This is a genomic window from Peribacillus sp. V2I11 (assembly GCF_030817135.1).
GTDB classification, from domain to species: domain Bacteria; phylum Bacillota; class Bacilli; order Bacillales; family DSM-1321; genus Peribacillus; species Peribacillus simplex.
Genome location: NZ_JAUSYW010000001.1, coordinates 4,284,142 through 4,309,969, shown reverse-complemented (window position 1 = coordinate 4,309,969; position 25,828 = coordinate 4,284,142). Strand labels below are relative to the sequence as shown.

The following is a 25,828-nucleotide window of genomic DNA, read 5'->3' as shown; positions in this document are numbered from 1 at the left end:
CCCTCTTTGCTTCATTTAGATTTTATTAAAATAGCTCATCCTCGGATTTAAGATTTGATTCGGACTTTTTAATTGAAAGCTGTTCGCTTCCGGAACAAAGTCTATTTTCATGACTTCATCAAGAAAAATCATTTTTGATTTCTCTACATATAGAGGAATTCCGTTTGTTTCCACTTTTTCGGTACCTTCTTCAGGTTCGTTGACCCACCATAGCGCCGTCACACCACTTACCACGCAGCCACAGCCATCAGTATCATATTTCAACTGTAAATATCCTTCTTGTCCCTGTACCTTTCCGGCTATTTTCTCAGCCGCTGTTTCCGTCCATTCAATATACATGATTGCACGCCTCCCGATGTCTTTGCATTCCCCCATTATAAACGATAAAAACGCTTCTGTTAAAGAAACTGCCTGCTTCCTTCTGCAAGATCAGCCCACACGATATCATTTTCTTCATTCGTGCTAGCAAATGCTGTTTCGAAAATGAAAGGCTGCCCCCTTGGAACAGCCCTTCCGCTATCATTCCATTATCCTTACATCGGCTATATCGGAAAGCCTGATATAGTGAGCCTGCTGAAACCGATCAACGATATGAAGCTTTTGGGTGAGCTCATTATAATAATGGATCCTGCCGATTAACAGCTGATACCGGTTTCCTTCATAATGAGCAATCGTGACATCCTTTCTTTCCTCCATCGCTTCCCCCATTACCGCATTCATTTCTTCCAGTTGCTGCTCATCCAGGATACGCTTCGTTTCATAGCCATCTTCCACCACCCAATCCCGAAGCATCTTCACATGCTCCGGCAACATCATCGATGTCCATTTGATACGGCCGCGATCACGAATCATTCTTTTCCCTCCCTTCAAAGTCAACCTTACGCCTTATGCCCACCAAGCAGCCTGCTTCGGTGAACGGCTGTACCCGCTTCCGTATACGAAACTGCACGCAATAAAGATTTGGCTCCATATTTATGGCGGATTCGATCCACCGTGTAACTCAATTCCCGCTTCTTCCAGCGCGAAGCATCGAATAAAGTCAGCTGCATTTCGTTATCATCCACAATATTCGAGAGTCTGACCTCTATGCTCCGAACCGTTTTTTGCTTATAGTTCTCATGAAAAAGCTCCAGGCACACTTTATATAACTCCAGCGTAATGTTGGTCGGTTCGCTAATCGAACGCGAACGATGGAAACCTCCGCCAAACTCATCCTTGCTGTAACCAATGCTTAGGCTAACCGTCCTTCCTGCCTTGCGATGGGTGCGTGCCCTTCTTCCAACTTCTTCGCAAATTTCCAACATGACCTGCTTTACCTCATGCTCCTCCTTATAATCCCGCAGCAGGATTTGACTTTTGCCGAAGCTCACCTGCCCTTCGATGATCGCTGCCCCCATATCGGATAAATCTATTCCCCACGCATGGTGGTAAAGCTGATTGCCCATAATTCCAAACTTCGCTTCAAGTAATTCAAGATCATAATTGGCAAGCTGCCCAACCGTAAATATTCCCATTCCATGAAGGGTTTTTTCTACGCGCCTGCCGATCCCCCACATTTCACGAAGCGGGGAAATCGGCCAAAGTTTGCTTGGCACATCCTCATACTTCCATTCTGCAATCCCTTTATGTTTGGCTTCCAAATCAAGGCAAAGTTTTGCCATAAGCATGTTCGGTCCAATTCCAATGGCACAGGGGAGCTGTAATTCCCGTTCGATTTCATCTTTTATCTTTTCAGCTATCATCCGGGCATCTCCCCATAAAGAAGCGGCACCATCGACTTTCACAAAACTTTCGTCCACACTATATACGTGAATCGCTTCTTTGGGCACATAACGGTTGAACAAGCGGGTGATTTCCGTCGAGACCCTTAAATAGGTCGCCATTTTAGGTTCAACGACCACAATCCTCGGATCATTCGGGATCTCAAACATCCGCGAACCTGTCTTGATGCCAAATTCCTTCTTCATCTTTGGAGAAGCCGCAAGCACAATGCTCCCTGTCCTCTTCAAATCACCAACCACCGCCAAATAACAATCAAGCGGGTCCAGACCAAGCATGACCGCTGAACAGCTTGCATAAAAACTTTTCATATCGATACACATAATTGATTGTTTCGGCATCGTCCCATAATCCATCATTTCTTCACCCTAACAAGAATATACGTTCGCTTTTATTATATTCATAACTTTAACCGAATATACGTTCTTATTCAATGGAAGTTTTCATACAAATTTCTACTTTTTATTGTAATTTCCTTGAAAAATATAATAGATACTTAAAATGGGTAATATAGCAAATTTATACTATAAATCCAAATAGTTTTTTTAAAAAGAATCAATTGGTAGCTTGAATAATTTTCAATGGATCCTTATGCTTAGTTTTTTAAAATTCCTTCACCCTTTTCAACAGACTTTCGTCTATTTAATCTTTAGTCTTACTACTCATTTTTTGTAATGAAACTGTAACCAAAATTATGTCAAATTGTCATAATGGTATTGTAGGATAATATTGTTAAGAATAATAGAGAGATAGATAGAGAGGAAATGAAAATTATGAAGAAATGGATCGCTTCAGCTGCTGTTGCATCTGCCATGATGCTAACCCCACTGCAAGCCTTTGCCAATATTGGAGACCAAACCCTCAGACCCGGAATGACACATAGTGATGTCAAACAACTACAACAACTTTTAAAAACCAAAGGTTATTTCACATATTCAGGTTCACTGACTACATATTATGGTACCTATTCTGTATCCGCAGTAAAAAAATTCCAAAAAGCCAAAGGGTTAACTGTCGACGGAATTGCCGGCCGGGGCACATTTAATGCGCTTGGTGTTTATAATGTCAATAATACAAGCTTGATCAGCTATGCAAAAACCTTAATAGGCAAACCCTATAAATGGGGCGGGACAACACCAACTGGATTCGACTGCTCAGGCTTCGTCTATTACGTATTCCAGAAATCTCAAGGAATTACCTTACCGCGTACAACATCATTGCTCTATTCCAATACAGGTTTAAAAGTATCATCACCAGCTAAAGGTGATCTTGTATTCTTTGATACTTCTTCTGGAAGAACAGGAGTATCCCATGTTGGGATCTATATCGGAAATGGTCAATTCATTAGTGCTACGTCTTCAAAAGGAATAACCATCACGGATATGGATAATCCTTATTGGAAACCAAAATATTTAGGTGCGAAAACTTTATAAAATCCAGGACATGAGCTCATCCTTGTGAGTGAAATCCCATAAAAAAACCGGACAGAATCAAAGTGATTCATCCGGTTTTTTTATTTTATATATAATATTTCATCCGTTAAATCCTCGACTGTCACCATGAATGAAGAGTCCAAGTTGGAACGATTCATCATTTCGATATTATAAACATGCTCTAAGGGTAAATGGACGACATCGAGAACCATGAATCGCTGGCTTTCCGATTTGCTGACATGATCGAGGGCAGCAGTGACCGCCCTTTGTTCGGCTAAGCTTTTTTCATCCGTCGAAACAAGAATCAATTCCGCTTCCGCTTTCCCAGGAATGATTTCTTCACCCCGCCCCGATGCCATGGTTTCACTTTCATCCCGATTTCCAGGTCAGAGAAATCGAGGTCATTACCATGTTGATCTTGAATATATGTATCATTGGCCACCTTATAGTACGTCCCTTTAATCAAAATCCTTTTATCGTCAAGATCCGTAATGAAACCTTCTTCCCCCTTATCTATGGCTTCATCCATGTTCCAATCAGTGGATTGACAGCTGACCAGAATAAAGGCAACAATTATATATATATAAAGGTTTACAATCATCTTCATGAAAATCCCTCCTAAGAAATAGACGGATTCTCCATGAAAATAGTTACCAATTTATTCAGAATAAAACTTCCGTTATTTCATAAAAAAGGGGAATGTCATCGACATTCCCCTTTGCCTATTATTAGACCATCTTTCGCCTTTTTGAACTAGCCTACTTTTTAAAAAATGCTTTTTTCCCTAATGTTTCGGTGATCTTCGGAAACATGTTATACCATTTCCCAGCTAAATTCATCCAGCCAGGGAGATTGATTTCCCTCTTATTGGTCAGCATAGCCGCTACGATTTTAGTAGCGACATCTCCAGGCTTAAGCATGAATTTTTCAACGTTCTTTAAGTATGTACCTGATTCATCCGCAATGTTAAAGAAATTCGTTTCTATTGGGCCAGGATTGACGGTGGTCACAAAAACATGATCTTCCATCAGCTCGAGCCGAAGTGCGTTTGAATAGCCAAGAACTGCGAACTTGGTCGATGAGTACAATGTTGATTTAGGAGTGGCGATTTTCCCGGCCTGTGAAGCGATATTGATGATATGCCCCGATTTTCTCTGCTTCATATACGGAAGAACCAGTTTTGTGCAGGCCATTAATCCAATGACGTTGACAGCAAACATTACTTTCGTTTCATTCAATTCCGTATCCTGCGCTTCTTTAAACGTGCCGAAACCAGCATTGTTAACCAACACATCCACTTCACCAATTTGCGCATGGATGTCATTAAATACATTAGTCACCTGATCAGTGTCTGCAACGTCAAGCTTATAGGCATATGCATCAATCCCATATTGGGTGATCAGTTCATTCTTTAGCAGCAATAATTTATCCATGCTTCTGGCCAAGAGGACGAGACGGCCTCCCTGCTTTGCACTTTGAATGGCAACTTCCTTGCCAATCCCTCCGGAAGCACCGGTAATAACAATAACTTTGCCTTGCAACTTATTCAAAAAAGTGGCCTCCTTGCGAACATTAAGCGATTGAATACAGAATGACCCCTGATTGGATTTCTGTTTGGACTTCACCCAAGTCTTCTAAATAGTCCAGCTGACCGACCGTTTCCGAAAGTGTCAGGCCCACTTCCTGAAGGTATACTTTCGGAAACAGCTGCTGACACACTTCAAATGCCGATAAAGGCTTATCTTGAAGCATGCTTTTCACCTGCATGGCACGGTTATGCTGCCGCTCGAATCTATATTGAATCAAGTCGGCAACAGCATCTCCTTCCACTTCAGATCCATGTCCGGAGTAAACAGTGGATATGGAAAAATCCAATAATTTCTGAAGTGATGCATTATATTGCAGTAACGGACGAGGCCTCATGCCTCCAGGAAGTAAAGGTGGTTCCATTAATGGATTAGGTGAAATCTTGGCAAGCAAGTGATCGCCAGCGATCATGACCCCGTCACTTTCCCGGTAAAAGGATAAATGGCTTTGAGCATGACCTGGAGTCTCGATCACTTTCCAGCCTGGAAGACCAGGAAGCTCATCCCCCTCAGCCAAATATCCATGCAGCTTCCGTTCACTAAGGAAACGGATTTCGTCGCGGTTATGGATCAGTTTATTTTTCAACTCTTCTGCCACTCCGAACTTTTTGGCATAATCAAGGAAAAAACGATTATGGGTTTCAAGGAAATCATCACTGATAGTCAGCCAGCGCTGATTGTTTTTGTGTCCATAAACCGGGATTTCCTTTTCAAAGAAATCGAGCGCACCAGCATGATCAGGATGATGATGGGTTAAAATGATTTGTTCGATATCAGTCAGTTTCAGACCCAAATCCCCAAGTCCGTTAGTCAAGGCTTCCTTTGATCGTTTTGTTTTCACTCCAGTATCGATTAACGTTAAAGCATCCCCTTTAACTACATAAACATTCACATCACCCACTGCAAACGGTGTGGGCAAAGCAATTTTTGCAATATCTCCATTCCAATTCGCCATAATCTTTTCCACCTTAGAAAATTATATTTATATAAATCTTTTTATACGCTAAACAGGATTCTAAGTATACTTATCATGTATAATTACCATTTTACATGTATTTTTAATTACTGTCATTATTTTCACATAATTCATGTCTATTTTTTATCGTCCATGCATATATTATCATTGACAGAGTACTGATATATCCTTCATAATCACAAGTAATTAAAGACGGCGTGGCTTTGATTAAGGCCAAGTAAATTATTGATGGCGTAAAGAGAGTGAAGCTCGGAATGTGCTGAAAGGCTTCATCGCCCCCTCATTATTGAACCTACCTTATGAGCCTTCAGGAAAACCTGACGTAATTCCCGCGTTAGAGGATTCAAGTGCAGCTTTTCTGTTTATTTATAATGGAAAAGTTGAACAAAGGTGGTACCACGGAAGCAGACCTTTCGTCCTTTATTGGATGAGGGGTCTTTTTGTTTTTCAAAAAAAGGCCGAAATTTAAAAGAAAAAGGAGCGGAAAATATGAAAAAAATCGCGTTTATCGGAGCTGGATCGATGGCAGAAGCAATTATTTCGGGGCTGGTGACCCAACAGGTAATTGAACCAGCAAATATTTTTGTAACAAATAAATCAAATGATGATCGGTTCGATTATTTAAAGAACCAATATGGTGTAACTGCCACAAGATCGCTGCAGCTATTAGTACAGGATGCAAACCTTGTCGTACTGGCGGTGAAACCGAAAGATATTTTAGAAACGATGCAATCAATAAAAGAATACATTCGTGAAGAAATGATGTTCATTTCCGTTGTTGCCGGGGTTCATACAACAAGCTTGGAAGGAATCGCCAACAAGCGGTTCTCGATCGTCCGTGCCATGCCTAATACATCGGCAGCTGTAGGAAAATCAGCAACGGCCCTTGCGGCTAACTGTCATACGAAAGAATCGCAATTACAAACGGCGATTACCCTTTTCGAAACGGTAGGTACGGTGGCAGTCGTCGACGAAACCCAGCTGGATGCGGTAACAGGCTTATCAGGCAGCGGTCCGGCTTATATTTATTACTTGGTCGAGGCATTGGAAAAATCAGCAGAAAAAATAGGTCTCGATTCCGAAACCGCTAAGCAATTGATTCTCCAGACACTGATGGGCGCGGCCGATATGTTACAGAAATCACCTAAAACGCCTGCCGTACTAAGAAAGGAAGTAACTTCACCAGGCGGAACGACTGAAGCAGGTCTGAAAGCACTTCAAGCACATCAAGTGGAAGAAGCATTCATTGCCTGTGTACAAGAAGCGACGGAGCAATCAAAGCGAATGGGCGATCAAATAAGTAAAGAACTAGCCAAATATGTAGTTTCACAGTAAGAGCGCATGCTGTTGCCTGGCCACTCCCGTACGGCAGTGGCAAGGCAACAGCCCTTTTTATGATCCGGACTTCTTATAAGGGGTAATCCTTCCGGTGTGAGCGTTACTTTATAATCAGCATATCATTTTCATCAAAACTCCAATCCTTCGAATACGCAACCTCCCAATAGTAACCATCGGGGTCTGAAAAATATCCGCTGTATCCTCCCCAAAAAACATCCTGAGGAGATTTCTCGATTGTTCCCCCAGCCTTTTCAGCCTTGTTGATCACATCATCCACTTCTTCAATTGATTTAGCATTATAAGCGAGTGTAAGACCCGGGAAACCATTTTTCTTAGGCGGTTCTTTCTCATTGATGTCTTTTGCTAACTCCTCTAAAGGATACAAAGCAAGTTTCGTTCCGGCATTATTAAAAAAAACGATTGCGGGTTCGTCCTCTTTAATCGATGTATGGAACCCCAACCCGTCCCGGTAAAACCTTAATGATTCAGGAATATCCCTGACACCTAAAGTTATAATGTTGATCCTGTTCATACTAGTCCTCCTTTTTCCATGTTTTAAGGGTAATTCGACATCTGAATCACTTTTCCTTTTTTAGCTAGATTGACCATCAAGCCACACATCACAAATGCTTCTTAAAGTTCCTAACAACGCTCACCATTTGCATGAGGAGCATCCAAGGGGAATACCACCTTGAATTGCTCTCCATGCAAATTACGTAGGAATTCCACTTTCTTTGCCGAATGAATACATGTTTTGTCATCTGTAAAGGAATTCCCTCATACTTATCGAATTCAACAACCAAAAGGGGGAATCTCGATGAATACAAGTGCAGTTGCCCGGTTACTGAATGTTTCCCATAGTACGATTCAACGCTGGGTCACCCAATTGAACATGGAAGTAGAAAGGAATCAACTTGGCCACTACCAGTTTTCGGATGAAGACATTGCATTATTGAGAAAAATCCAAGATCAGCTGAACGAGGGCATCATTCTCCAAAAGGTCAGCATCTCAGAGAAAAAGATTAGAAAAGCAACCATCCAGAAACACTCCGAACCGAATAAAGAACATGATCAACTGCTTGAACGGATCATCAGGCTTGAAAATGGACTGAAAACAAAAGCGGACGACGTTGTATCCTATCAGCTTTTACAGCACAGAAGTGAAATGGAAGAAATGCACAAACTCGTTAAGAAGCTCGAAGCCCGTATCGAAGCGTTAGAAACACCAATGGGTCAGCCATTTGATTATTTCCTCGCGGCTGAAGAAGCTGCTGCCACTAAAAAGACGAAGAAAAGGCCATTCATAAAAATGATTTTTGGAAACAAAAAGAACGATAGTTCATCATGGAGCACAGCCGACAGCGATTAACATTCAAGATCGTTCATGAGCACCCCACGATAGCCATTTTCTTATGCCAAGCATTTCTTCAGTAATAGAACCTGACCTGATTAATTACCCCAAAATAAAAAGGCCCTGACCCAAGATTAATCTCACTTGGGTCGGGCCTTTTCATCATCTTAAATCAAAACTGCACGGTCATTGAGCATTTTTTCACCTTTGATTCGCTGGAATTCGTTAAGCAGTTTTTCGACGGTTAGCTTCTGCTTTTCAGCGCCTCTAGCTTCAAAAATGATCTGTCCCTTATCCATCATGATCAAGGAATTCCCAAGATCGATTGCCTGCTGCATATTATGAGTCACCATTAACGTCGTTAACTGGTTCTTTTCGACGATTTCCTTCGTCAGACTTGTAACGAGCTCTGCCCGTGAAGGATCAAGTGCTGCTGTATGTTCATCAAGAAGCAGGATTTTAGGGTCGGTGAACGTCGCCATCAGCAATGATAGTGCCTGGCGCTCCCCTCCTGATAATAATCCCACTTTTGCAGTCATCCGGTTTTCCAAGCCTAAATGAAGGGTACCCAAACATTCTTTAAAAAGTTCTTTCCGTTTTTTTGTCACCCCAAAGCCTAACCCTCTTCTATTGGTTCTGCCATAGGCAATCGCCATATTTTCTTCAATCGTCATATGTGGTGCCGTACCCAGCATTGGATCCTGAAAAACGCGTCCAATCATTTTAGCACGGGCATGTTCTTCAATTGCCGATACGTTTTCACCATCGATGATGACTTCACCGGCATCAGGGAGAATCTTACCGGAAATCATATTCATCAACGTCGATTTACCTGCTCCATTACTTCCGATGACTGTTACAAATTCACCTTTTGTCATCTGCAGTTCCAGATTTCCAAGGGCTAGCTTTTCATCTGGTGTTCCCTCATTGAAGACCTTATAAATCTGATTTAATCGAAGCATATTCTTCCCCCCCTTTCGATAAAGTCCCATCATGACGCATCTGTATTTCTTTAAGCCGCCTTTTCTTCCGGCCTTTTTCCTTTTGTTTATCGGAAATTTTAGGAATGACAAGTGCCCCGACCACAATAAGTGCCGTAATTAATTTAACATCACCTGTTTCAAGGAATTCTACGCGAAGTGCCAAAGTTACGACGATTCGGTAAATGATCGCCCCTCCAATGACCGCAAGCGTCGCACGTGCAATCGTTTTTGCACCAAATAAAGCCTCACCGATAATGACGGATGCCAATCCGATGACAATGATTCCAATACCCATTCCTATATCGCTAAAACCGTTATATTGGGCAACCAAGGATCCCGAGAAAGCCACTAGTGCATTTCCGATTGCAAGCCCCAGGATCTTCATGTTGCCGGTATGGGCGGAAAAACTCTTGACCATGGCTTCATTATCACCAGTCGCCCGTAGAGCAAGACCAATTTCCGTTTTTAAAAAAGCTGACATTCCAGCTTGGATGACTACAGCCACAATCAGCATAACGATTAATATTGCCCACGTTTTTGGCAGGCTGTCACCGAGACCCACAAATGATAAAAGACCATTCAACAAATTGTCCAGCCCGGTGGCAGCCCAGGCATCCTGGATATTCGTGATAATGGTTGTTTGAGAAAGCAACGGAATGTTGGATGCACCCATGATCCTCAAATTGATCGAGTAGAGCGCGATCATCATTAAGATACCTGCCAAAAGAGGATTGATTTTCCCTTTCGTATGCAGGAACCCCGTTATCGTCCCAGCGATGAACCCGGCCACCATCGCACTCAACGTGGCAACGATCGGCGAGAAACCGTTAACGATCATAATGGCGGCAACAGAGGCCCCTGTCACAAAACTGCCTTCCACTGTCATATCCGGGAAGTCGAGAATCCTGAATGTTAAATAGACACCAAGTGCCATGATCGCATAAATCATTCCCGACTCAAAAGAGTTGAATAAGGCTGAGAACATTTTTTTCTTCCTTCCCCGAACAAAAGCAGAGTTTATTTTACAAACTCAGCATCTGCTTTCCATTCTTCTTTTATTTCAACACCCATATCTTTTGCTGCTTTTTCATTGATGACCAATTTCAGTTTTTGTGGATATTGAACCGGGATATCTCCAGGTTTTTTACCATCCTTAAGGATTTCAACCGCTTTTTGCCCCGCTTCATAACCAATATCATAGTAACTGAAGCCATAGGCTGCAAAACCACCAGCTTTATCACGGAATCAAGCTCGCCAACAAACAATGGGATATCTTGATCATCTGCTACAGAAATGACCGATTCCAGTGCCGAGACAACTGTATTATCCGTAATGATATAGAAAGCATCCGCTTTTCCGATTAATGATTCCGCTGCCTGTTTAACCTCCGCTGAAGTCGAAACGGATGCTTCCACGACTTTCAATCCTGCTTTTTTCGCTTCCGCTTTCACATTTTTTATTTGGACGACTGAATTTTGCTCCCCTGTATTATAAACAGTCCCAATTGTTTTGGCGCCAAGTTCTTCCGCTAGGAATTTCATTGACTTAGCAATGGCTTCAGGATGGGAATCCGTCGTACCCGTCACATTTCCGCCTGGTTTTTCCAAAGAAGTAACAAGCTCCGCCGATACAGGATCGGTAACCGATGTAAAAACGATTGGAATATCCTTGGTCGCATTTAAAGCACTTAGAGCACTGGGCGTGGAATTCGCAAATATCAGATCCACTTTATCCCCAACGAAGTTATTGGCAATCGTCTGACTGTTATTTTGGTCACCCTGTGCAATCTGAAGATCATATTTGGCATTGATGTCACTATCCTTCAATGCCGCCTGGAAGCCTTCATATGCCTGATCCAGGGAATCATGCTGAACGATTTGTGATACCCCGATATTGAAGGTATCCTTTCCGCTTTCATCCTTTGCCGCATCTTTTTCCTTGTCATTTCCACACCCAGCCAATAATAAACCTGCGACTAATGTCATAGCTGCAGTTGAATATAATTTCTTTTTCATATTTTCCCCCCGCTTTTTTCTTATTTAAGATTATGTTTTTTCTAGCGAAGCCAGCCTTTTCGCTTTTATGTCCTAAATTATAATCGTTTAGTCCCAATTATTCCAATATATTTTTTAACTTTTTAGAATTTTTTGAGTTCTGCATGTGAAACATGAAAAAAGCTGCTGTGAAAGGTATGGTAAACTTTCACAGCAGCTTTATGAAAAATCAGTGTTCGACAACCTGGCTGACAATTTCGGTAACTGTAGCACGATCAATTTTTTCTTTGCCTTCTTTTAGGGCCTTCAATGTGGCTTTTGCCAATTCCAAGGGTATTTTACAGAATTGGATGATCTCTTTCGTTTCAATTTCTCCAATGTACGCATCTGCTAATGCAAGATTATGTTCCGTATGGGCAAGCATCTCGTCGAAACCCCAGCCATCCGGATAAAAGTTCACACCACGTTCTGCATCTTCCTCACGGTTACGCAGGATATTGACTGTTTGGAGTCCACGGCCAAATGCGATGGCCAGTTCTCGGTCCGTTTCGGTTCCATCGTACCAGTTCCACATATCAGACAGCATGACTCCCACTAAACCTGCAACATAATATGTGTAATCATCGAGCTCTTCTTCATTATGGATTTGCCAGTCCTTAGTAACCCATTTTGCCATGCCTTCGGCCATTTCCTTTGTCGACTCCAAGACCTTGGCTTTTGCACCGGGAGGACAAAATTCAACCCAGTCCGAAAGAAGCAGGGTCACTTCGGGCAGAACATCCTTATATGGTTCAAATAACGATTGAAGATCTTCTTCCCTGTAATCATCCTCAAGCAGCTCACTAAGAGCCTGTAACAGGGAAACCTTATTATTTGCTGGAAGAGCGGGATGATCCTCGATTTCATCGATGGCGCGCATGCAAAGGTATGCTGCTCCAATGGCCTCTTGTAATCCCTTTGGAAGATAGCTGATTGGAATGAAAAAAGTCCTGCTAGTTTTCAAGAGAAAATCCATTGCTTTAGTATGTAGGTCACTATTATCAGTCATATTTACACTCCTTTAAGTCTCCAATGAAACAATTGATTAATTATATCAAACATCGGCTTTGATTTCAGCTTCCCGATTCCTCTGAATATAAAGGAACTTTAATTGCCATTAGATCTTCACCCATTATCGTGTTTGAAAAGATCGCTTCGCTTTCCCCTCTTAACCTCTCAGCATCCTCCGGAGTATACCGTGAGCTGATATGGGTAAGGATTAGATGCTTGGCACCCGCTTTCAAAGCCGTTTCTGCAGCCTGAACGGTGGTCGAATGATAATAGGCTGAAGCCAATTCAGATTCTTCCGCCGAAAAAGTAGCTTCATGAACTAGGTAATCCGCCGATTCAGCAAGAATGAGAGCATTGCTGCACATTCTTGTATCACCAAGAATCGTGATGATCCGGCCTTTTTGCGGGGCACTGAGGTAGTCCTTCCCATTTAAGACACGGCCATCGTCGAGACAGACCGTTTGTCCGTTCTTCAATGCTTTAAAAAGCGGCCCCGGCTTCACACCTTCGGACCGCAGCCGGTCAACCAGTAAGCTTCCCGGACGATCTTTTTCCACGATCCGGTAACCGATGCTGTAAATGCCATGATCAAGCGACATGGCCATCACCGTGAATTGTTCGTCCTCAAACACTGTGCCTTCCTCTATTTCGATGATTTCCAAGGGATATTTTAAATGAGTTCCACTCACCTGTAAGCTCGTCTTAATAAATGCATCTATGCCTTGTGGACCATATACAGTCAATTTCTCCACACCGCCCTGAAAAGATCTGCTGCTTAAAAATCCAGGGAGCCCGAAGATGTGGTCACCATGTAAATGGGTGATGAAAATTTTTTCAACCTTTCGCGGTTTGACCGCCGTTTTTAAAATTTGATGCTGTGTTGCTTCCCCACAATCGAATAACCAAACCGTCCCTCGCTCTTCCAATAATTGAAGGGCGATTGATGTCACATTACGCGCTTTAGCCGGAACGCCAGCGCCTGTACCCAATAAAACGAAATCCACGATACTACCTCCGTTGCAAATACTTTATGACTTAACTATAGCATAACCAAGGTGCTCTTTCATTTATGACCCATTAAAACCAAAACCAAATTAAAATTTTAATGAAATATGAGAAAAAATGCGCAAATTGATTGCTTTGAGGGAAAGCTAAACGTAAAATTAGAAATTGGTACACATACGGGGAATTCCAACTTTATAGACAGATTTAACGGAAAGTTGAGGTTTTAACATGACAGAAAATAATAAACCCACAGCATTGATCATGATTTTTGGTGCTACCGGAGATTTAGCGAAAAGGAAATTGTTTCCTTCCATATATCGACTATTTCAAAAAGAGAAAATCAATAAGTTCGCCGTCGTTGGAGTGGCGAGGAGGCCATTGACGAACGAGGAGTTCCAAACAAGTGTCAAGGACTCGATACTTACGTTCGGACATGCGGAAGAAAAGGTCGACGAATTCATTTCCCATTTCCATTATCACTCCCATGACGTCTCCAGTTCGGAATCATACCTGCAATTAAAAGACATTGCCAAAAAATTAGACGGACAATATCAATTAGAAGGAAACCGGATCTTCTATTTGGCGATGGCACCTGAGTTTTTCGGAACGATTGCCGAACAGATTAAAGCTCAAGGCCTGACTGATACGAATGGATATAAGCGCTTGGTCATAGAAAAGCCATTTGGACACAGTTTCGAAACAGCACAAAAATTGAATGAGCAGATTCGAACTGCATTCGCCGAAGATGAAATCTACCGTATCGATCATTATTTAGGTAAAGAAATGGTACAAAATATTGAGGTCATACGTTTTTCCAATGCCCTATTCGAGCCGCTTTGGAATAACAGATATATATCCAACATCCAGGTTACTTCAAGCGAAACACTCGGCGTTGAAGAACGTGGACGTTATTACGAAACCAGCGGTGCCCTAAGGGATATGGTCCAAAACCATCTGCTGCAAATGGTGGCCTTGCTTGCCATGGAACCCCCGATCGCTTTGACGACAGAAGAGATTCGAAGCGAAAAAGTGCGGGCATTGCGTTCACTTCGACCAATGAAAGTGGACGAAGTCAATCAATACTTCGTCCGTGGCCAGTATGGTGAAGGAACGATAGGCGGTCAAACACTTCCGGCCTACCGCAATGAACATAACGTAAATCCCGAATCCAACACAGAGACCTATGTTGCGGGTAAATTGATGATTGATAACTTCCGATGGGCCGGTGTTCCTTTTTATATCCGTACCGGTAAGAGAATGGATGTCAAATCAACGAATATCGTTGTTCAATTCAAAGATATCCCAATGAATCTGTATTATAAAACGGAAGAAACGCTGAACCCGAATCTTCTCGTTATCAATATCCAGCCTGACGAAGGTATCACACTATACTTAAATGTTAAGAAATCCGGGACGACATCCAATACAAAGCCAATGAAGCTGACCGTCTCAAACAAAGGGATCGAACACATCAATTCTCCCGAGGCATATGAAAAGCTATTGTTTGACAGTATGCGCGGGGATGCTACAAACTTTACGCACTGGGACGAGGTTGCCCTCTCATGGAAGTTCGTGGATACCATTTCCAATGCATGGGAAAACACTAAAGACGAGTCCTTCCCTAACTATGAAGCGGGATCCACAGGTCCACTTGCATCCGATGAACTCCTGGAAGAAGATGGACATATTTGGTGGCAAGTCAAGAAAAACGAAAATAATGATGATTGAAATGAAGAAGGGACGCAGATTTGAATCTGCATCCCTTTTTTCATTCATGAAACACTCTTCCTCAGCAATTTATCCCGGATAATATCAAACATTTCCTTGGGCTTAGACAGATCTTTCTCTATTTCTGAATTAAACCAAAATGAAACACCAGATTCTAAGGCAATGAAAAATATAAAAATGGCTACAGCCCACCAGATGATGAACATAAGTCATCCGCTCCTTCTCTCTTCTTTCTGCCTACTGTATCCTACAGTCCGTCCATCTCTTTCAATGTTTATATTCCTTTTTCCGCAGGTGTTTAAACCTAAAAAGCAAGGATGAATGACATACATCATACTATGTTTTCCCTAAAAAAGGTAAATTAATTGGCACTATTTACAACTAGTTCATTTTTACCCTTTTGATCTCTTTATTGAAAAAGTGCTAAGGTTACACTTACCAGTGACGGCACCACTAACTTCGATGTGGAGGGATTAAACGATGGACATTCGTGAAGGATTAATTCCAACAGCGTTGGGCACAGACGTGACAGCTGCGGGTTATGCAATGAAGCAGACCCGGGGCTCAAACAAAATGGTAGCTAATACGGTTTTTGGTTTCGGTTTGGCACATGTTGTATTAGGGTCATTGACCTGGTAGAGCATCGGAGATAGTGAAAAAAGAGGGCGCATAGTGCACATAACCCTGTCAAGTAGACAATAAAAAAAGAGTATTTTAAGCTGCGGCCTTTTCTCGATATTCAATCGGGGAAAGGCCGTTAAATTTTTCTTGGAAGCGATCAGTATTATAGAATTCTATATACTCCTGATTAACTACATAAGCTTCCTCTGCTGTTTTTGGGCGTTCCAAATATAACTTCTCTGTTTTTATATGCGAGAAGAAACTTTCTATACACGCGTTATCATGACAATTGCCACGACGAGAGTGGCTTCCAATACCGAGTTCTTTTACCTGCTTTTCGTATGATTTCGTCGTATATTGGAATCCTTGATCAGAGTGAAGAAGGGCACCCTTTTCAAATGACTTGTCCCTTAACTGATTTAACGTATTATGAACCAATTCAAGATCGTTTCGCGTAGAAACTTCCCATGCCACAATTTCATTATTATACAAATCTAAAACGGCAGATAGGTAGACAAACGTGTCTCCAATCCGTACATAGGTTATATCTGTTACTAACTTTTGTAACATGGACTCTGCATAGAACTCACGGTTTAAAACATTTTTAAATACAACGGATCCTCTTCGACCATAGAAAGGGCGTTTCTTTCGAATAATAGATGTAACCCCCAATTCTCTCATCAATCGGCGAACACGCTTATGATTGACAACGATTCCTCTCTGAATAAAGCTCGGGTCATCCGTTTATATCCGTAGTATGGATGTATCTTATGGATGGCTAATATATGTTCTTTTACCCATAGGTTTTTCTCAAGTCTCAGAGAACGTCTAGACTGAGTCTTTCCTCCATTTGTAGTAACCAGCTCTTGAAACTTCACCGATTTTTAATAGCCACGCGAGTGGGTGTGTTTTCCTCAACCCATCAATCACTTTAAACCTTTCGGCTTTCAGGACCATTCCTTCCCATGTAGATTTGGATTGCGCTTTTTTAAATAGTCCACCTGCGCTTTCAGATAAGCATTTTCTTCTTCTACACTAGAAAAATTCTTACGGTTCCATACACCACGTTGGTCTTCAAAAGGCTCATTATTTTGCACTTTCTTTACCCAATTCGCTATTTGCACATCACTTTTGATACCAAATCGCTCACGAAGCTGACGATATGACCAGCCTTCCTCCAACTTCAAACGAACAACTTCTCGCTTTAATTCTTCTGTATATGTTTGAAAGGTTTGCCCCTTTTTTGCCATAGAAAAATCCCCTCCAAGATAGACTGTTTAAGAGCATTTTATCATGCTCTCTTTTTACTCTGTCTACCTGTAGGGGATAATACCATAGAAGTAGAAGCGCCCTCTTTTTTTCTGTACATTCGAGTCCTTCACATGGTGAATATTACAACTGGATTCCTTAACAAAAAAAGCCGGTATAAAAGGGAATCCCCTTTTAAGCCGGCTTGAACTTTTTATTTTTCCATCCATTCTGTATGGAACGTTCCTTCTTTATCATTGCGTTGATAAGTATGAGCTCCAAAATAGTCACGCTGAGCTTGAATCAGGTTAGCTGGCAGCGTTTCTGTACGATAGCTGTCGAAATAGGCAAGTGCTGATGACAAGCAAGGAACCGGGATTCCGTTCATCACAGCCGTTGACACTACCTCACGTAAAGCTCCTTGATAGCTTTCGACGATTCCTTGGAAGTAAGGATCTAGAAGAAGGTTGTTCAAGTTCGCTTCACGATCGTACGCTTCCTTGATTTTTTGGAGGAATTGTGCACGAATGATACACCCGCCACGGAAAATCATCGCGATTTCCCCATATTGCAAGTTCCAGTCATTTTCTTCTGATGCTGCTTTCATTTGTGCAAATCCCTGTGCATATGAACAGATTTTGCTCATATAAAGTGCTTTACGGATATTTTCAATCAAAGCCTTTTTGTCGCCTGTAAATGATTCGGCTTTTGGACCACGAAGGATTTTACTCGCTTCAACACGCTCGTCCTTGATTGCTGAAATAAACCGGGCGAATACGGATTCCGTAATGATTGGAAGCGGAACACCAAGATCAAGCGCACTTTGACTTGTCCATTTCCCTGTACCCTTTTGGCCAGCTTTATCTAAAATGACATCGACCATTGGCTTGCCGGTTTCTTCATCATATTTTTTGAAAATATCAGCAGTGATTTCAATTAAATAGCTATCAAGTTCCCCTTCATTCCATTCAGTAAAGACATCATGGAATTCTTCAGCAGATAGTCCAAGGAGATTTTTCAGAAGGAAATAAGATTCGGAAATCAATTGCATGTCCCCGTATTCAATACCATTATGTACCATTTTAACATAATGACCTGCCCCATCCGGTCCGATATACGTGCAGCAAGCATCACCATCGACCTTAGCTGAAATATCCTTCAAGATCGGTGCAACCAGTTCATATGCTTCTCTTTGACCTCCAGGCATGATGGATGGACCTGTCAGAGCCCCTTCTTCCCCTCCTGACACGCCTGTACCGATGAAATGGATGCCAAGCTTGCTTAATTCCTCATTGCGGCGCTGAGTGTCCTTGAAGAAGGTATTCCCCCCATCAATAACGATATCACCTTTTTCAAGTAACGGTTTTAATTGCTCGATTGTTGCATCTGTAGCCGCTCCAGCTTTAACCATCAATAAAATTTTGCGTGGTGTTTCCAAAGAATTGACGAATTCTTCAAGCGTATATGCAGCCGTTACGTTTTTGCCTTCCGCTTCCTTCATCATTTCGTCCGTTTTTGATCCTGAGCGATTATACACGGAAATTGAATATCCCCTGCTTTCAATATTAAATGCAAGGTTCTTGCCCATTACGGCTAGTCCGATAACGCCAATCTGTTGTTTTGTCATGTTTCATCTTTCCCTTCTCTATATCTTTACACAGCTTGTACGCTATTCTTTGTCAAAAGAAGAATCATTCCTCCTGGATTGCTCAAAGAAATCTTTACTGAAGCTAGTGTCTGTTCCAATTGAACGGTTTTTCAAGGGTAATCCCTTTTTAATAATATTTTCTCCGTACTTATTTTGCAAGTGTTCCATCGCTTCATACAGAGGTTCTTTTTCCGCATCCTCTTGAAAGGAGAAAATATCCAGTTGCTTGAAGGCAGACTCTTTTTCGATGACATCATAGGCAGTTACACCAAGAAGCCTGATTCCTTCCCCATTCCAATTTTTCATAAAGAGATCGATAGCTCCATCCAAAATATCCTTTTTTTCAAAAACTGGATTAGGAACCGTTCTGCTTCTCGTTATTGTGCGGCGGTCTTTGTAACGGATCGTCACACCTATTTTTTGACCAAGCAGGCGTTTATTTCTCAAACGGACGGCTACCTTCCCGGAAAGCTTTTCCAATACACCGATCAGTTCTTTTTGATTGGTGGAGTCATGCGGAAGAGTCGTCGAGTTCCCAATGCTCTTATGCTCAAAAATCGCTTCGGGATCCACTACCCTTGGATCGATTCCATTAGCCCTATCTTTCAAACGGATGCCATTGATCCCAAGAAGCTGTTTAAGTTGAATATCATTGGCGTGTGCAAGGTCCCTGATTGTCATTATCCCGATGGTTTGAAGCTTTTCCGAGGTCTTATCCCCGATGCCATGCATTTGGCCCACTTGTAAAGGCCAGAGCTTTTCTGAAATGTCACGTTTCCTTAATACGGTGATTCCCATGGGCTTCTTCATATCAGAAGCAGTTTTGGCCAAAAATTTATTAGGGGCAATCCCGATGCTGCAAGGGAGATCCATCGTATTAAAAATTCTTTCCTGGATGCTATTGGCTATATCTAAAGGCGAACCCAATTCGGCGCATTCACTAATATCCAGATACCCCTCATCTATCGAAACCGGTTCAACCATCTCTGTATATTGCCTCAAAACATCGAAAATAGCCAGTGATGCCTTTCGATAACGCTCGAAATTCGGTTTCTGGATGACTAATTGAGGACATAGTTTTTTCGCCTGCCAAATCGGCATGGCCGTTTTAACCCCGAACTTCCTCGCCTCATAGCTGCAGGTGACGATTATGCCCCTTCTCTCTTCAACATTGCCTGCAATGGCAAGCGGTTTGCCTTTCAATGAAACATCATATGACATTTCCACTGAAGCATAGAAACTATTCATGTCTACATGGAGAATGACCCTGCCATTTTTGGGATACATGTCGTTCATGTTTGACCGTCACATCCTTGTAAAAATAAAAAACACAGGATAATAGGGCCAATAAAAAACCATTTCTATTAAGGTACCCTATTTATCTTTGGTAACCACGGTGAAAGATGCTTCCACTCCAAGAAAAACAGCCATCATGTCATTGATGACTGTACATATATTCCTTCAATACTTTGAACACCTTGGCAAATATATACGGGTTTTTTTGCTGATCAATGATCAGTAATCAAACGGAAACACCTTGAATATATTTTGTTTTTTGATAGCTTAATAAGACACCGTTCAAAGGGTATTTCGGTAAAAATCAAGGATTTCAGGGTTCCTGGACAATGGTTTGATGGAGGGGATATCCGTCTTTATTGCATTCCGCATTTGACCATCATTGCCGAGAGCCGATTTATCTGGTTGTAAGAAACCCAGGAAAGCAAGGCATCAGGTTTTTCTATGGAAACACGTATTCAATCGGCAAGTCATATTCCTCGTCCTCTGCAAGAAATACGACAACCTTTATTGATTTACTCAGGAAACTCCCCTCAATCTCCCTGTCATATTACGGGTGATTATTCCCCTGATACTTCTTTGATGATACTGACAACCATTTCAGCTAGCTTGGTTAATTCCTCAACTGGAATTCTTTCATTCGTAGTATGGATATCTTCATAGCCCACTGCGAGATTGACAGTAGGGATGCCAAAGCCCGCAATGACATTCGCATCGCTTCCTCCGCCGCTTTTAACCAGCTCGCATGGACGGCCGATTTTCCCTGCTGCTTTTCTTGCGATTTCGACTACATGATCACCAGCACCATATTTAAAACCAGGATACATGACGTTAACTTCAACTTCAGCACGTCCGCCCATTTCAATGGCTGCAGTCTCGAATGCCTCTTTCATTTTCGCTACCTGTATTTCCATTTTTTCAGGAATCAAGGATCTTGCTTCTGCAAGGATTTCAACATGGTCACAAACAATATTGGTTTGCTGTCCACCCTGGAAACGTCCGATATTTGCTGTCGTTTCCTCGTCGATTCTTCCTAATGGCATTCTAGAGATTGCTTTGGAAGCGATCGTAATGGCCGAAACGCCTTTTTCAGGAGCGACACCAGCGTGAGCAGTCTTGCCTAAAATGGTTGCAGACACTTTCGCTTGAGTAGGTGCAGCAACAACCACATTGCCCACTTTTCCATCACTATCAAGAGCAAAACCGAATTTAGCCGTTACAAGGGAGCGATCCAATGCCTTTGCCCCAACCAAGCCAGATTCTTCACCGACTGTAATGATGAATTCGATTGTACCATGTTCGATATTCTGTTCTTTTAACACTTTAAGCGTTTCTAACATGACCGCTAATCCAGCTTTGTCATCCGCCCCTAAAATGGTCGTTCCGTCTGACACTATGTATCCATCTTTGATGGAAGGCTTGATTCCGTTCCCAGGTATAACCGTATCCATATGGGAGGTGAAATAAATGGTATCTACGCCTTCTTTCATTCCTTTTAAAGTACATACTAAATTCCCTGCACCATGACCGGTAACTGCTGTTGTATCATCTTCAAAAACCTCTACACCCAGTGCCCCGAATTTTTCTTTCAGCACTTTGGCGATGGCTGCTTCATTTTTCGTTTCGGAATCAATCTGCACCAATTCCATAAATTCATTAACTAAACGTTCTTCATTAATCATAAAATAAAACCTCCAAAAAAGTTTTCCTCTTTAATTATACTTCTAAAAGCGGCGCCCCGGCAAATAATGTGAAAAGGAAGACCCAGCTTAAAAAAGCATGCCGATCATTTCCCTGCCAGAAGGCCGTTTTAAAAAGGTGAATGATGACTTACAAATGATTTTCTTTAATATGATATTTTCCCCAGTATGGGAAAGAGCCCAAAACAGATAGTTTGGGCTCCTTGCAATGTTGGATCACAACGGGATATTTCCATGTTTTTTCCATGGTCTAGTTTCTTTTTTGTTGCGCAGCATATCAAGAGATTGAATGATCTTAATCCTGGTTTCACGGGGATCAATAACATCATCCACCATTCCAAGACTTGCGGCAACATATGGATTGGCGAACTTCTCACGGTATTCTTCAATTTTTGCTGCACGTGTCTCTTCCGGATTTTCGCTATTTTGAATTTCACGGGCAAAGATGATATTTGCCGCTCCAGCAGAACCCATTACCGCGATTTCAGCATTCGGCCATGCAAACGTAAGATCGGCACCGATGGATTTACTATTAAGAGCCACGTAAGCCCCCCCGTAAGCTTTACGCAGAATGATCGTCAATTTTGGTACTGTTGCTTCCGAATAAGCGTATAGCAGCTTTGCACCGTGGCGAATGATTCCGCCATGTTCTTGTTTGACACCCGGGAAAAACCCTGAAACGTCTTCAAACGTAATTAGCGGAATGTTAAACGAGTCACAGAAACGAATAAAACGGGCAGCCTTATCTGATGAATCAATATCAAGTCCCCCTGCCAACACCTTTGGCTGGTTACAGACAAGCCCCACTGATTTCCCTTTGATCCGTGCCAAGCCGACCACTATATTTTTCGCAAAGCCCTCTTGAACTTCCATAAAGGAATCCTCATCGACAACCTGCTTCAATACTTTCCGAACATCATATGGACGGATTCCTTCATAAGGGACTACATCCGTTAAGTCCGGACGGTAGTCATCTTCATCGTCGGCTTCCAAAACCGGCGGCTTCTCTTCATTATTTTGTGGAAGATAGCTCAGGAGACGTCTAACGTCCGCCAATACTTGCTCCTCCGAGGCTCCCTTGAAATGGGCATTACCGCTTATGGTATTATGTACAGTCGCTCCACCCAATCCTTCAGATGAAATCTTTTCACCCGTAACCGTTTCAATGACTTTAGGACCTGTTATGAACATTTGGCTCGTTTTTTCAACCATGAAGACAAAGTCGGTTATGGCTGGGGAATATACGGCTCCGCCTGCACAAGGTCCCATAATAACCGAGATCTGTGGAATGACCCCTGAATAAATGGAATTCCGGTAAAATATTTGGCCATATCCGTCAAGCGAAACTACGCCTTCTTGAATACGCGCACCACCAGAATCGTTCAAACCTATGAAAGGGGCTCCATTTTCCGCTGCCAAATCCATAACATTGGCAATTTTCAGAGCGTGCATTTCACCGAGTGCACCGCCAAAAACAGTAAAATCCTGTGAAAACAGATATATGTCGCGGCCGTTGACCTTTCCGTAACCGGTGACGACCCCTTCTCCCGGCCCTTCTTCCTTTTCCATGCCAAAATTGGTATTACGGTGTTTGATAAAAGGATTAAGCTCTATGAAAGTACCTGGATCAACTAAAAGTTCAATTCTTTCCCTTGCAGTAAGTTTGCCCTTTTCATGCTGCTTATCTATTCTTTCTTCACCGCCGCCCATTTCCACTTTGCGGCGTCTGTCATATAGGTCATTGATCGTATCATATATGTCCGTCATTCCTGCTCCTCCTTTGATAAGGCTTGTTCACAAAGCTCATATAATACACCCGCGGTGGACTTGGGATGAACGAAAGCAACATCCGCATTGTGCGCTCCCTTTCTTGATGAATCATCAATCATGCGCAATCCAGCTTCTTTGATTTCTTTTATTCTATCTTCGATGTCATCGACGCCAAGTGCCACATGATGAATCCCTTCACCGCGTTTTTCGATGAATTTGGCGATTGGGCTTGCAGGTGACAACGCTTCCAACAACTCCAAACGGGTATTGCCTGCCAAGATGAAGGCCACTTTCACTCCTTGGCTCTCCACTGTCTCGATTCCTTCAAGTTTCAATTTCAACGTTTCCGTGTAAAGTGGCAAGGCTTCATCTAGTGACTTGACGGCAATTCCGATATGATCAATATTTTTAATCATCATAAAAACCCCCATGCTATGTATTATTGGATGACTCCATTAAAATACTAGTAATCTTGCATTAAAGCCTTTTAAGATTCGGAATAATATGAACATTATACTTTTACTTGTTTCTACTAAATGTTCAAGTTAAAATAAAATCAATTAAACTGTATTAAGGGAGAGAGCATATGGGAAACAAGAAAATCAGAAAGATCGTCGTGTATTTAATGCTTATCTCAATGTTATTAATGAGCTTATTATCAGGTATCGCATTTCTTCTGTAATAGACACCGTAATGGGGAGGGGAGCAAAAGCTTCCCTCTCCTTATTTTATCGCTCCGTTTTTCTTTGCCAACGTTTTGAAATCCTCGTTCGATATGGTGATCAACACCTTAGTGCCGATGGGGACTTTTTCGTACAAACGCTCTATATCGGATTTATGCATCCGTACACAGCCATTTGAAATATATTTACCAATTGATGATGGCTGATTCGTACCATGTATGCCGTAAATCCTCCCATCGGTATTTCGTGCATCGAATCCAATCCACCGCGACCCCAGAGGGTTCCTGGGATCGCCGCCAGGAATATTTTTTTTCCGGTAATATGGATTGACCGCTTTTACTTTGACCGTGAAAATCCCTTCGGGTGTCAGTTCCTGACTCTTTCCCGTACCGACCGGCAGAATCTCCTTGACCTCGTTATCATCAATGAACGCCAATTTATTGTTGGCTTTATTGATGATGATAAACGGATTGCCAGGCTTAACCGATTGAGGTTGGGCTTGTACCTGCAACGGCCACAAAGAAAGCATAAGCAACAAAGAAAGGATCCATTTCATTTGTATCAATTCCTTTTACTTTTTTGCTTAGTTTAAGCCAAGTCCCTCTTTTTCATTCGGTTGCTGTTTAGCTTGGGTAATCCCTTGAAGGAATGCTTCAACAATAAATAGCGCTCCATTTCCTTCATGAGCTGCAGTAATGCGGCCCTAGATTCGAACTCTTCCCGTGTCTGCGGCAGTGCCATTCCCCTAAAATGAATCTCCATTTCTTCAAGCTTCTTCAGATAAAGGATAGCCGTATTTTGCGGGTGGACGTTTTCTGCCAAATCTTCTATAAAATCAGCCACTATCCCGCTTTGCTTGACGACCAACGGAATATTCGTGACCAGGGGAAGAATTCGTTCAATTATTTCAAATTGCTTTTCACGCATTTTGAAATAATGGTAATACAGGTCTTCTTCCCTTAAAAAATGATTTTCCACATCCCTGAAGGCAAGGCTTTTGGCTTGATTAAGAAGATTGGCTGTTTCGGTGATTTCCTTACCATCCCATGTGTGATCATTATCCCTTAAGTAGCGGACAATTCCCATCAAGATCGCACTAAAGTTCGTTTCGATACTTTCCTGATAGGCCAGCAGTTTGTCATCGACACTGGGCATGTACAGATTCATGACAAGTGCCACTCCAACTCCAACTGCAATTAATATCGTTTCATTGATCAGCAGGGAAAAAGTGATGTCACCCGACCCGTATAGGTGCATGATGATGACGCTGCTCGTCACAATCCCCTCATTAATCTTCAAGGCAACTGTCGTTGGAATGAAAATCAAGAGGATCAAACCTATTATCAGCGGATGAAATGCGATGAACTGAAACGATAGGGATGCATAGGCCATTGCGATCAAACAAGCTAAAAACCGGTGCCAGGAGGCATACACCGACTTCTTTTTTGTAACTTGAATGCATAAGATCGCAATGATTCCCGCAGCAGAGAAATATTCGAGATTAAGCATTTGTGCAATAATAATTGCCAGGGTGGCCCCCAAAGCAGTTTTAATCGTCCTGTATCCGATTTTAAACATTGTTATGTATCACCTGGCTCTTTCTCTATCTATTATAATACTATCAGGAAATCAGATATTT

General features: G+C 42.1%; 24 protein-coding genes and 3 pseudogenes. 6 read left to right on the top strand and 21 right to left on the bottom strand.

Annotation, left to right across the window (positions count from 1 at the left end; genetic code table 11):
• Positions 1 to 15: 15 nt before the first annotated feature.
• The 3 genes from QFZ73_RS21090 to QFZ73_RS21080 all read right to left on the bottom strand — a co-directional run bounded on the left by QFZ73_RS21090 (position 16) and on the right by QFZ73_RS21080 (position 2,138).
• Entirely contained in the window at positions 16 to 339 is a 324-nt protein-coding gene (locus QFZ73_RS21090) for an iron-sulfur cluster biosynthesis family protein (RefSeq protein ID WP_251434944.1), read from the bottom strand.
• Positions 340 to 519: 180 nt separating this feature from the next.
• Positions 520 to 852 (bottom strand): YolD-like family protein, encoded by a 333-nt coding sequence (locus QFZ73_RS21085; RefSeq protein ID WP_101222486.1) that lies wholly within the window; start codon positions 850 to 852, stop codon positions 520 to 522.
• Between the two features lie 26 nt (positions 853 to 878).
• Positions 879 to 2,138: a Y-family DNA polymerase gene (locus QFZ73_RS21080; protein ID WP_307270313.1), complete on the bottom strand. Its 1,260-nt coding sequence runs from the start codon at positions 2,136 to 2,138 to the stop codon at positions 879 to 881.
• 414 nt (positions 2,139 to 2,552) lie between these two features.
• Between QFZ73_RS21080 and QFZ73_RS21075 the strand changes: the two genes are divergently transcribed.
• On the top strand, positions 2,553 to 3,212 hold the full coding sequence (locus QFZ73_RS21075) for a C40 family peptidase (protein ID WP_251434941.1): 660 nt from the start codon (positions 2,553 to 2,555) through the stop codon (positions 3,210 to 3,212).
• An 80-nt stretch (positions 3,213 to 3,292) separates the two neighbouring features.
• On the opposite strand, the gene QFZ73_RS21070 is transcribed toward QFZ73_RS21075, so the two are convergent.
• The 4 genes from QFZ73_RS21070 to QFZ73_RS21055 form a co-directional block, all read right to left on the bottom strand.
• Positions 3,293 to 3,571, bottom strand: a complete 279-nt coding sequence (locus tag QFZ73_RS21070; protein ID WP_307270308.1) for a hypothetical protein — start codon at positions 3,569 to 3,571, stop codon at positions 3,293 to 3,295.
• Positions 3,517 to 3,819, bottom strand: coding sequence for a hypothetical protein (locus QFZ73_RS21065; protein WP_307270305.1), 303 nt, complete (start codon positions 3,817 to 3,819; stop codon positions 3,517 to 3,519). The genes QFZ73_RS21070 and QFZ73_RS21065 overlap by 55 nt, the downstream gene beginning before the upstream one ends.
• Positions 3,820 to 3,970: 151 nt before the next feature.
• Positions 3,971 to 4,762: an SDR family NAD(P)-dependent oxidoreductase gene (locus QFZ73_RS21060; RefSeq protein WP_251434937.1), complete on the bottom strand. Its 792-nt coding sequence runs from the start codon at positions 4,760 to 4,762 to the stop codon at positions 3,971 to 3,973.
• 22 nt (positions 4,763 to 4,784) lie between these two features.
• Positions 4,785 to 5,753, bottom strand: a complete 969-nt coding sequence (locus QFZ73_RS21055; RefSeq protein WP_251434935.1) for an MBL fold metallo-hydrolase — start codon at positions 5,751 to 5,753, stop codon at positions 4,785 to 4,787.
• Between the two features lie 510 nt (positions 5,754 to 6,263).
• On the opposite strand from QFZ73_RS21055, the gene proC reads away from it, so the two are divergent.
• Complete coding sequence (gene proC / locus QFZ73_RS21050) at positions 6,264 to 7,109, top strand: pyrroline-5-carboxylate reductase (RefSeq protein WP_251434933.1); 846 nt, start codon at positions 6,264 to 6,266, stop codon at positions 7,107 to 7,109.
• Positions 7,110 to 7,212: 103 nt separating this feature from the next.
• Here proC and QFZ73_RS21045 read toward each other — a convergent pair whose 3' ends face one another.
• Positions 7,213 to 7,644 carry a VOC family protein gene (locus QFZ73_RS21045; protein WP_251434931.1) on the bottom strand — a complete coding sequence of 144 codons (432 nt, stop codon included), beginning with the start codon at positions 7,642 to 7,644 and terminating at the stop codon, positions 7,213 to 7,215.
• A 285-nt stretch (positions 7,645 to 7,929) separates the two neighbouring features.
• On the opposite strand from QFZ73_RS21045, the gene QFZ73_RS21040 reads away from it, so the two are divergent.
• Entirely contained in the window at positions 7,930 to 8,481 is a 552-nt protein-coding gene (locus QFZ73_RS21040; protein WP_251434926.1) for a MerR family transcriptional regulator, read from the top strand.
• 149 nt (positions 8,482 to 8,630) lie between these two features.
• On the opposite strand, the gene QFZ73_RS21035 is transcribed toward QFZ73_RS21040, so the two are convergent.
• The 5 genes and pseudogenes from QFZ73_RS21035 to rnz form a co-directional block, all read right to left on the bottom strand.
• On the bottom strand, positions 8,631 to 9,425 hold the full coding sequence (locus QFZ73_RS21035; RefSeq protein WP_251434923.1) for an ABC transporter ATP-binding protein: 795 nt from the start codon (positions 9,423 to 9,425) through the stop codon (positions 8,631 to 8,633).
• Complete coding sequence (locus QFZ73_RS21030; RefSeq protein WP_063233126.1) at positions 9,400 to 10,431, bottom strand: ABC transporter permease; 1,032 nt, start codon at positions 10,429 to 10,431, stop codon at positions 9,400 to 9,402. Before QFZ73_RS21030 ends, QFZ73_RS21035 begins: the two co-directional genes overlap by 26 nt.
• 32 nt (positions 10,432 to 10,463) lie before the next feature.
• A pseudogene (locus tag QFZ73_RS21025) lies at positions 10,464 to 11,461 on the bottom strand (ABC transporter substrate-binding protein).
• A 208-nt stretch (positions 11,462 to 11,669) separates the two neighbouring features.
• On the bottom strand, positions 11,670 to 12,488 hold the full coding sequence (locus QFZ73_RS21020) for a squalene/phytoene synthase family protein (RefSeq protein ID WP_251434917.1): 819 nt from the start codon (positions 12,486 to 12,488) through the stop codon (positions 11,670 to 11,672).
• Positions 12,489 to 12,552: 64 nt separating this feature from the next.
• A complete protein-coding gene (gene rnz / locus QFZ73_RS21015; RefSeq protein WP_251434914.1) occupies positions 12,553 to 13,494 on the bottom strand; it encodes a ribonuclease Z in 942 nt (313 codons plus the stop codon).
• Between the two features lie 229 nt (positions 13,495 to 13,723).
• Here rnz and zwf point away from each other — a divergent pair, with 229 nt between their 5' ends.
• Together zwf and QFZ73_RS21005 are read left to right on the top strand one after the other, a co-directional pair.
• Positions 13,724 to 15,223 carry a glucose-6-phosphate dehydrogenase gene (zwf, locus tag QFZ73_RS21010; RefSeq protein ID WP_251434911.1) on the top strand — a complete coding sequence of 500 codons (1,500 nt, stop codon included), beginning with the start codon at positions 13,724 to 13,726 and terminating at the stop codon, positions 15,221 to 15,223.
• A 480-nt stretch (positions 15,224 to 15,703) separates the two neighbouring features.
• Positions 15,704 to 15,876: pseudogene (locus QFZ73_RS21005) on the top strand (asparagine synthase).
• Positions 15,877 to 15,937: 61 nt separating this feature from the next.
• Here the strand turns inward: QFZ73_RS21005 and QFZ73_RS21000 are convergent.
• From QFZ73_RS21000 to mce, 6 genes and pseudogenes are all read right to left on the bottom strand, one after another.
• A pseudogene (locus QFZ73_RS21000) lies at positions 15,938 to 17,094 on the bottom strand (IS3 family transposase).
• Between the two features lie 212 nt (positions 17,095 to 17,306).
• The gene (gndA, locus tag QFZ73_RS20995; RefSeq protein ID WP_251434908.1) at positions 17,307 to 18,719 is read right to left on the bottom strand and encodes an NADP-dependent phosphogluconate dehydrogenase; all 1,413 of its coding nucleotides are present in this window, start codon (positions 18,717 to 18,719) and stop codon (positions 17,307 to 17,309) included.
• A 42-nt stretch (positions 18,720 to 18,761) separates the two neighbouring features.
• Positions 18,762 to 20,036, bottom strand: coding sequence for a DNA polymerase IV (locus tag QFZ73_RS20990; RefSeq protein WP_251434905.1), 1,275 nt, complete (start codon positions 20,034 to 20,036; stop codon positions 18,762 to 18,764).
• A 560-nt stretch (positions 20,037 to 20,596) separates the two neighbouring features.
• Positions 20,597 to 21,718 carry a tripeptidase T gene (locus QFZ73_RS20985; RefSeq protein ID WP_251434902.1) on the bottom strand — a complete coding sequence of 374 codons (1,122 nt, stop codon included), beginning with the start codon at positions 21,716 to 21,718 and terminating at the stop codon, positions 20,597 to 20,599.
• Between the two features lie 234 nt (positions 21,719 to 21,952).
• Entirely contained in the window at positions 21,953 to 23,503 is a 1,551-nt protein-coding gene (locus QFZ73_RS20980) for an acyl-CoA carboxylase subunit beta (RefSeq protein ID WP_251434898.1), read from the bottom strand.
• Positions 23,500 to 23,925 (bottom strand): methylmalonyl-CoA epimerase, encoded by a 426-nt coding sequence (gene mce / locus QFZ73_RS20975; protein WP_307270279.1) that lies wholly within the window; start codon positions 23,923 to 23,925, stop codon positions 23,500 to 23,502. The genes QFZ73_RS20980 and mce overlap by 4 nt, the downstream gene beginning before the upstream one ends.
• Positions 23,926 to 24,092: 167 nt before the next feature.
• Here mce and prli42 point away from each other — a divergent pair, with 167 nt between their 5' ends.
• Positions 24,093 to 24,188 carry a stressosome-associated protein Prli42 gene (gene prli42 / locus QFZ73_RS20970; protein WP_156404416.1) on the top strand — a complete coding sequence of 32 codons (96 nt, stop codon included), beginning with the start codon at positions 24,093 to 24,095 and terminating at the stop codon, positions 24,186 to 24,188.
• A gap of 41 nt (positions 24,189 to 24,229) precedes the next feature.
• Here the strand turns inward: prli42 and QFZ73_RS20965 are convergent, their stop codons facing one another.
• Together QFZ73_RS20965 and QFZ73_RS20960 are read right to left on the bottom strand one after the other, a co-directional pair.
• A complete protein-coding gene (locus tag QFZ73_RS20965; RefSeq protein ID WP_307270272.1) occupies positions 24,230 to 24,745 on the bottom strand; it encodes a L,D-transpeptidase in 516 nt (171 codons plus the stop codon).
• A 32-nt stretch (positions 24,746 to 24,777) separates the two neighbouring features.
• A complete protein-coding gene (locus tag QFZ73_RS20960; RefSeq protein ID WP_307270269.1) occupies positions 24,778 to 25,767 on the bottom strand; it encodes an aromatic acid exporter family protein in 990 nt (329 codons plus the stop codon).
• Positions 25,768 to 25,828 lie beyond the last annotated feature (61 nt).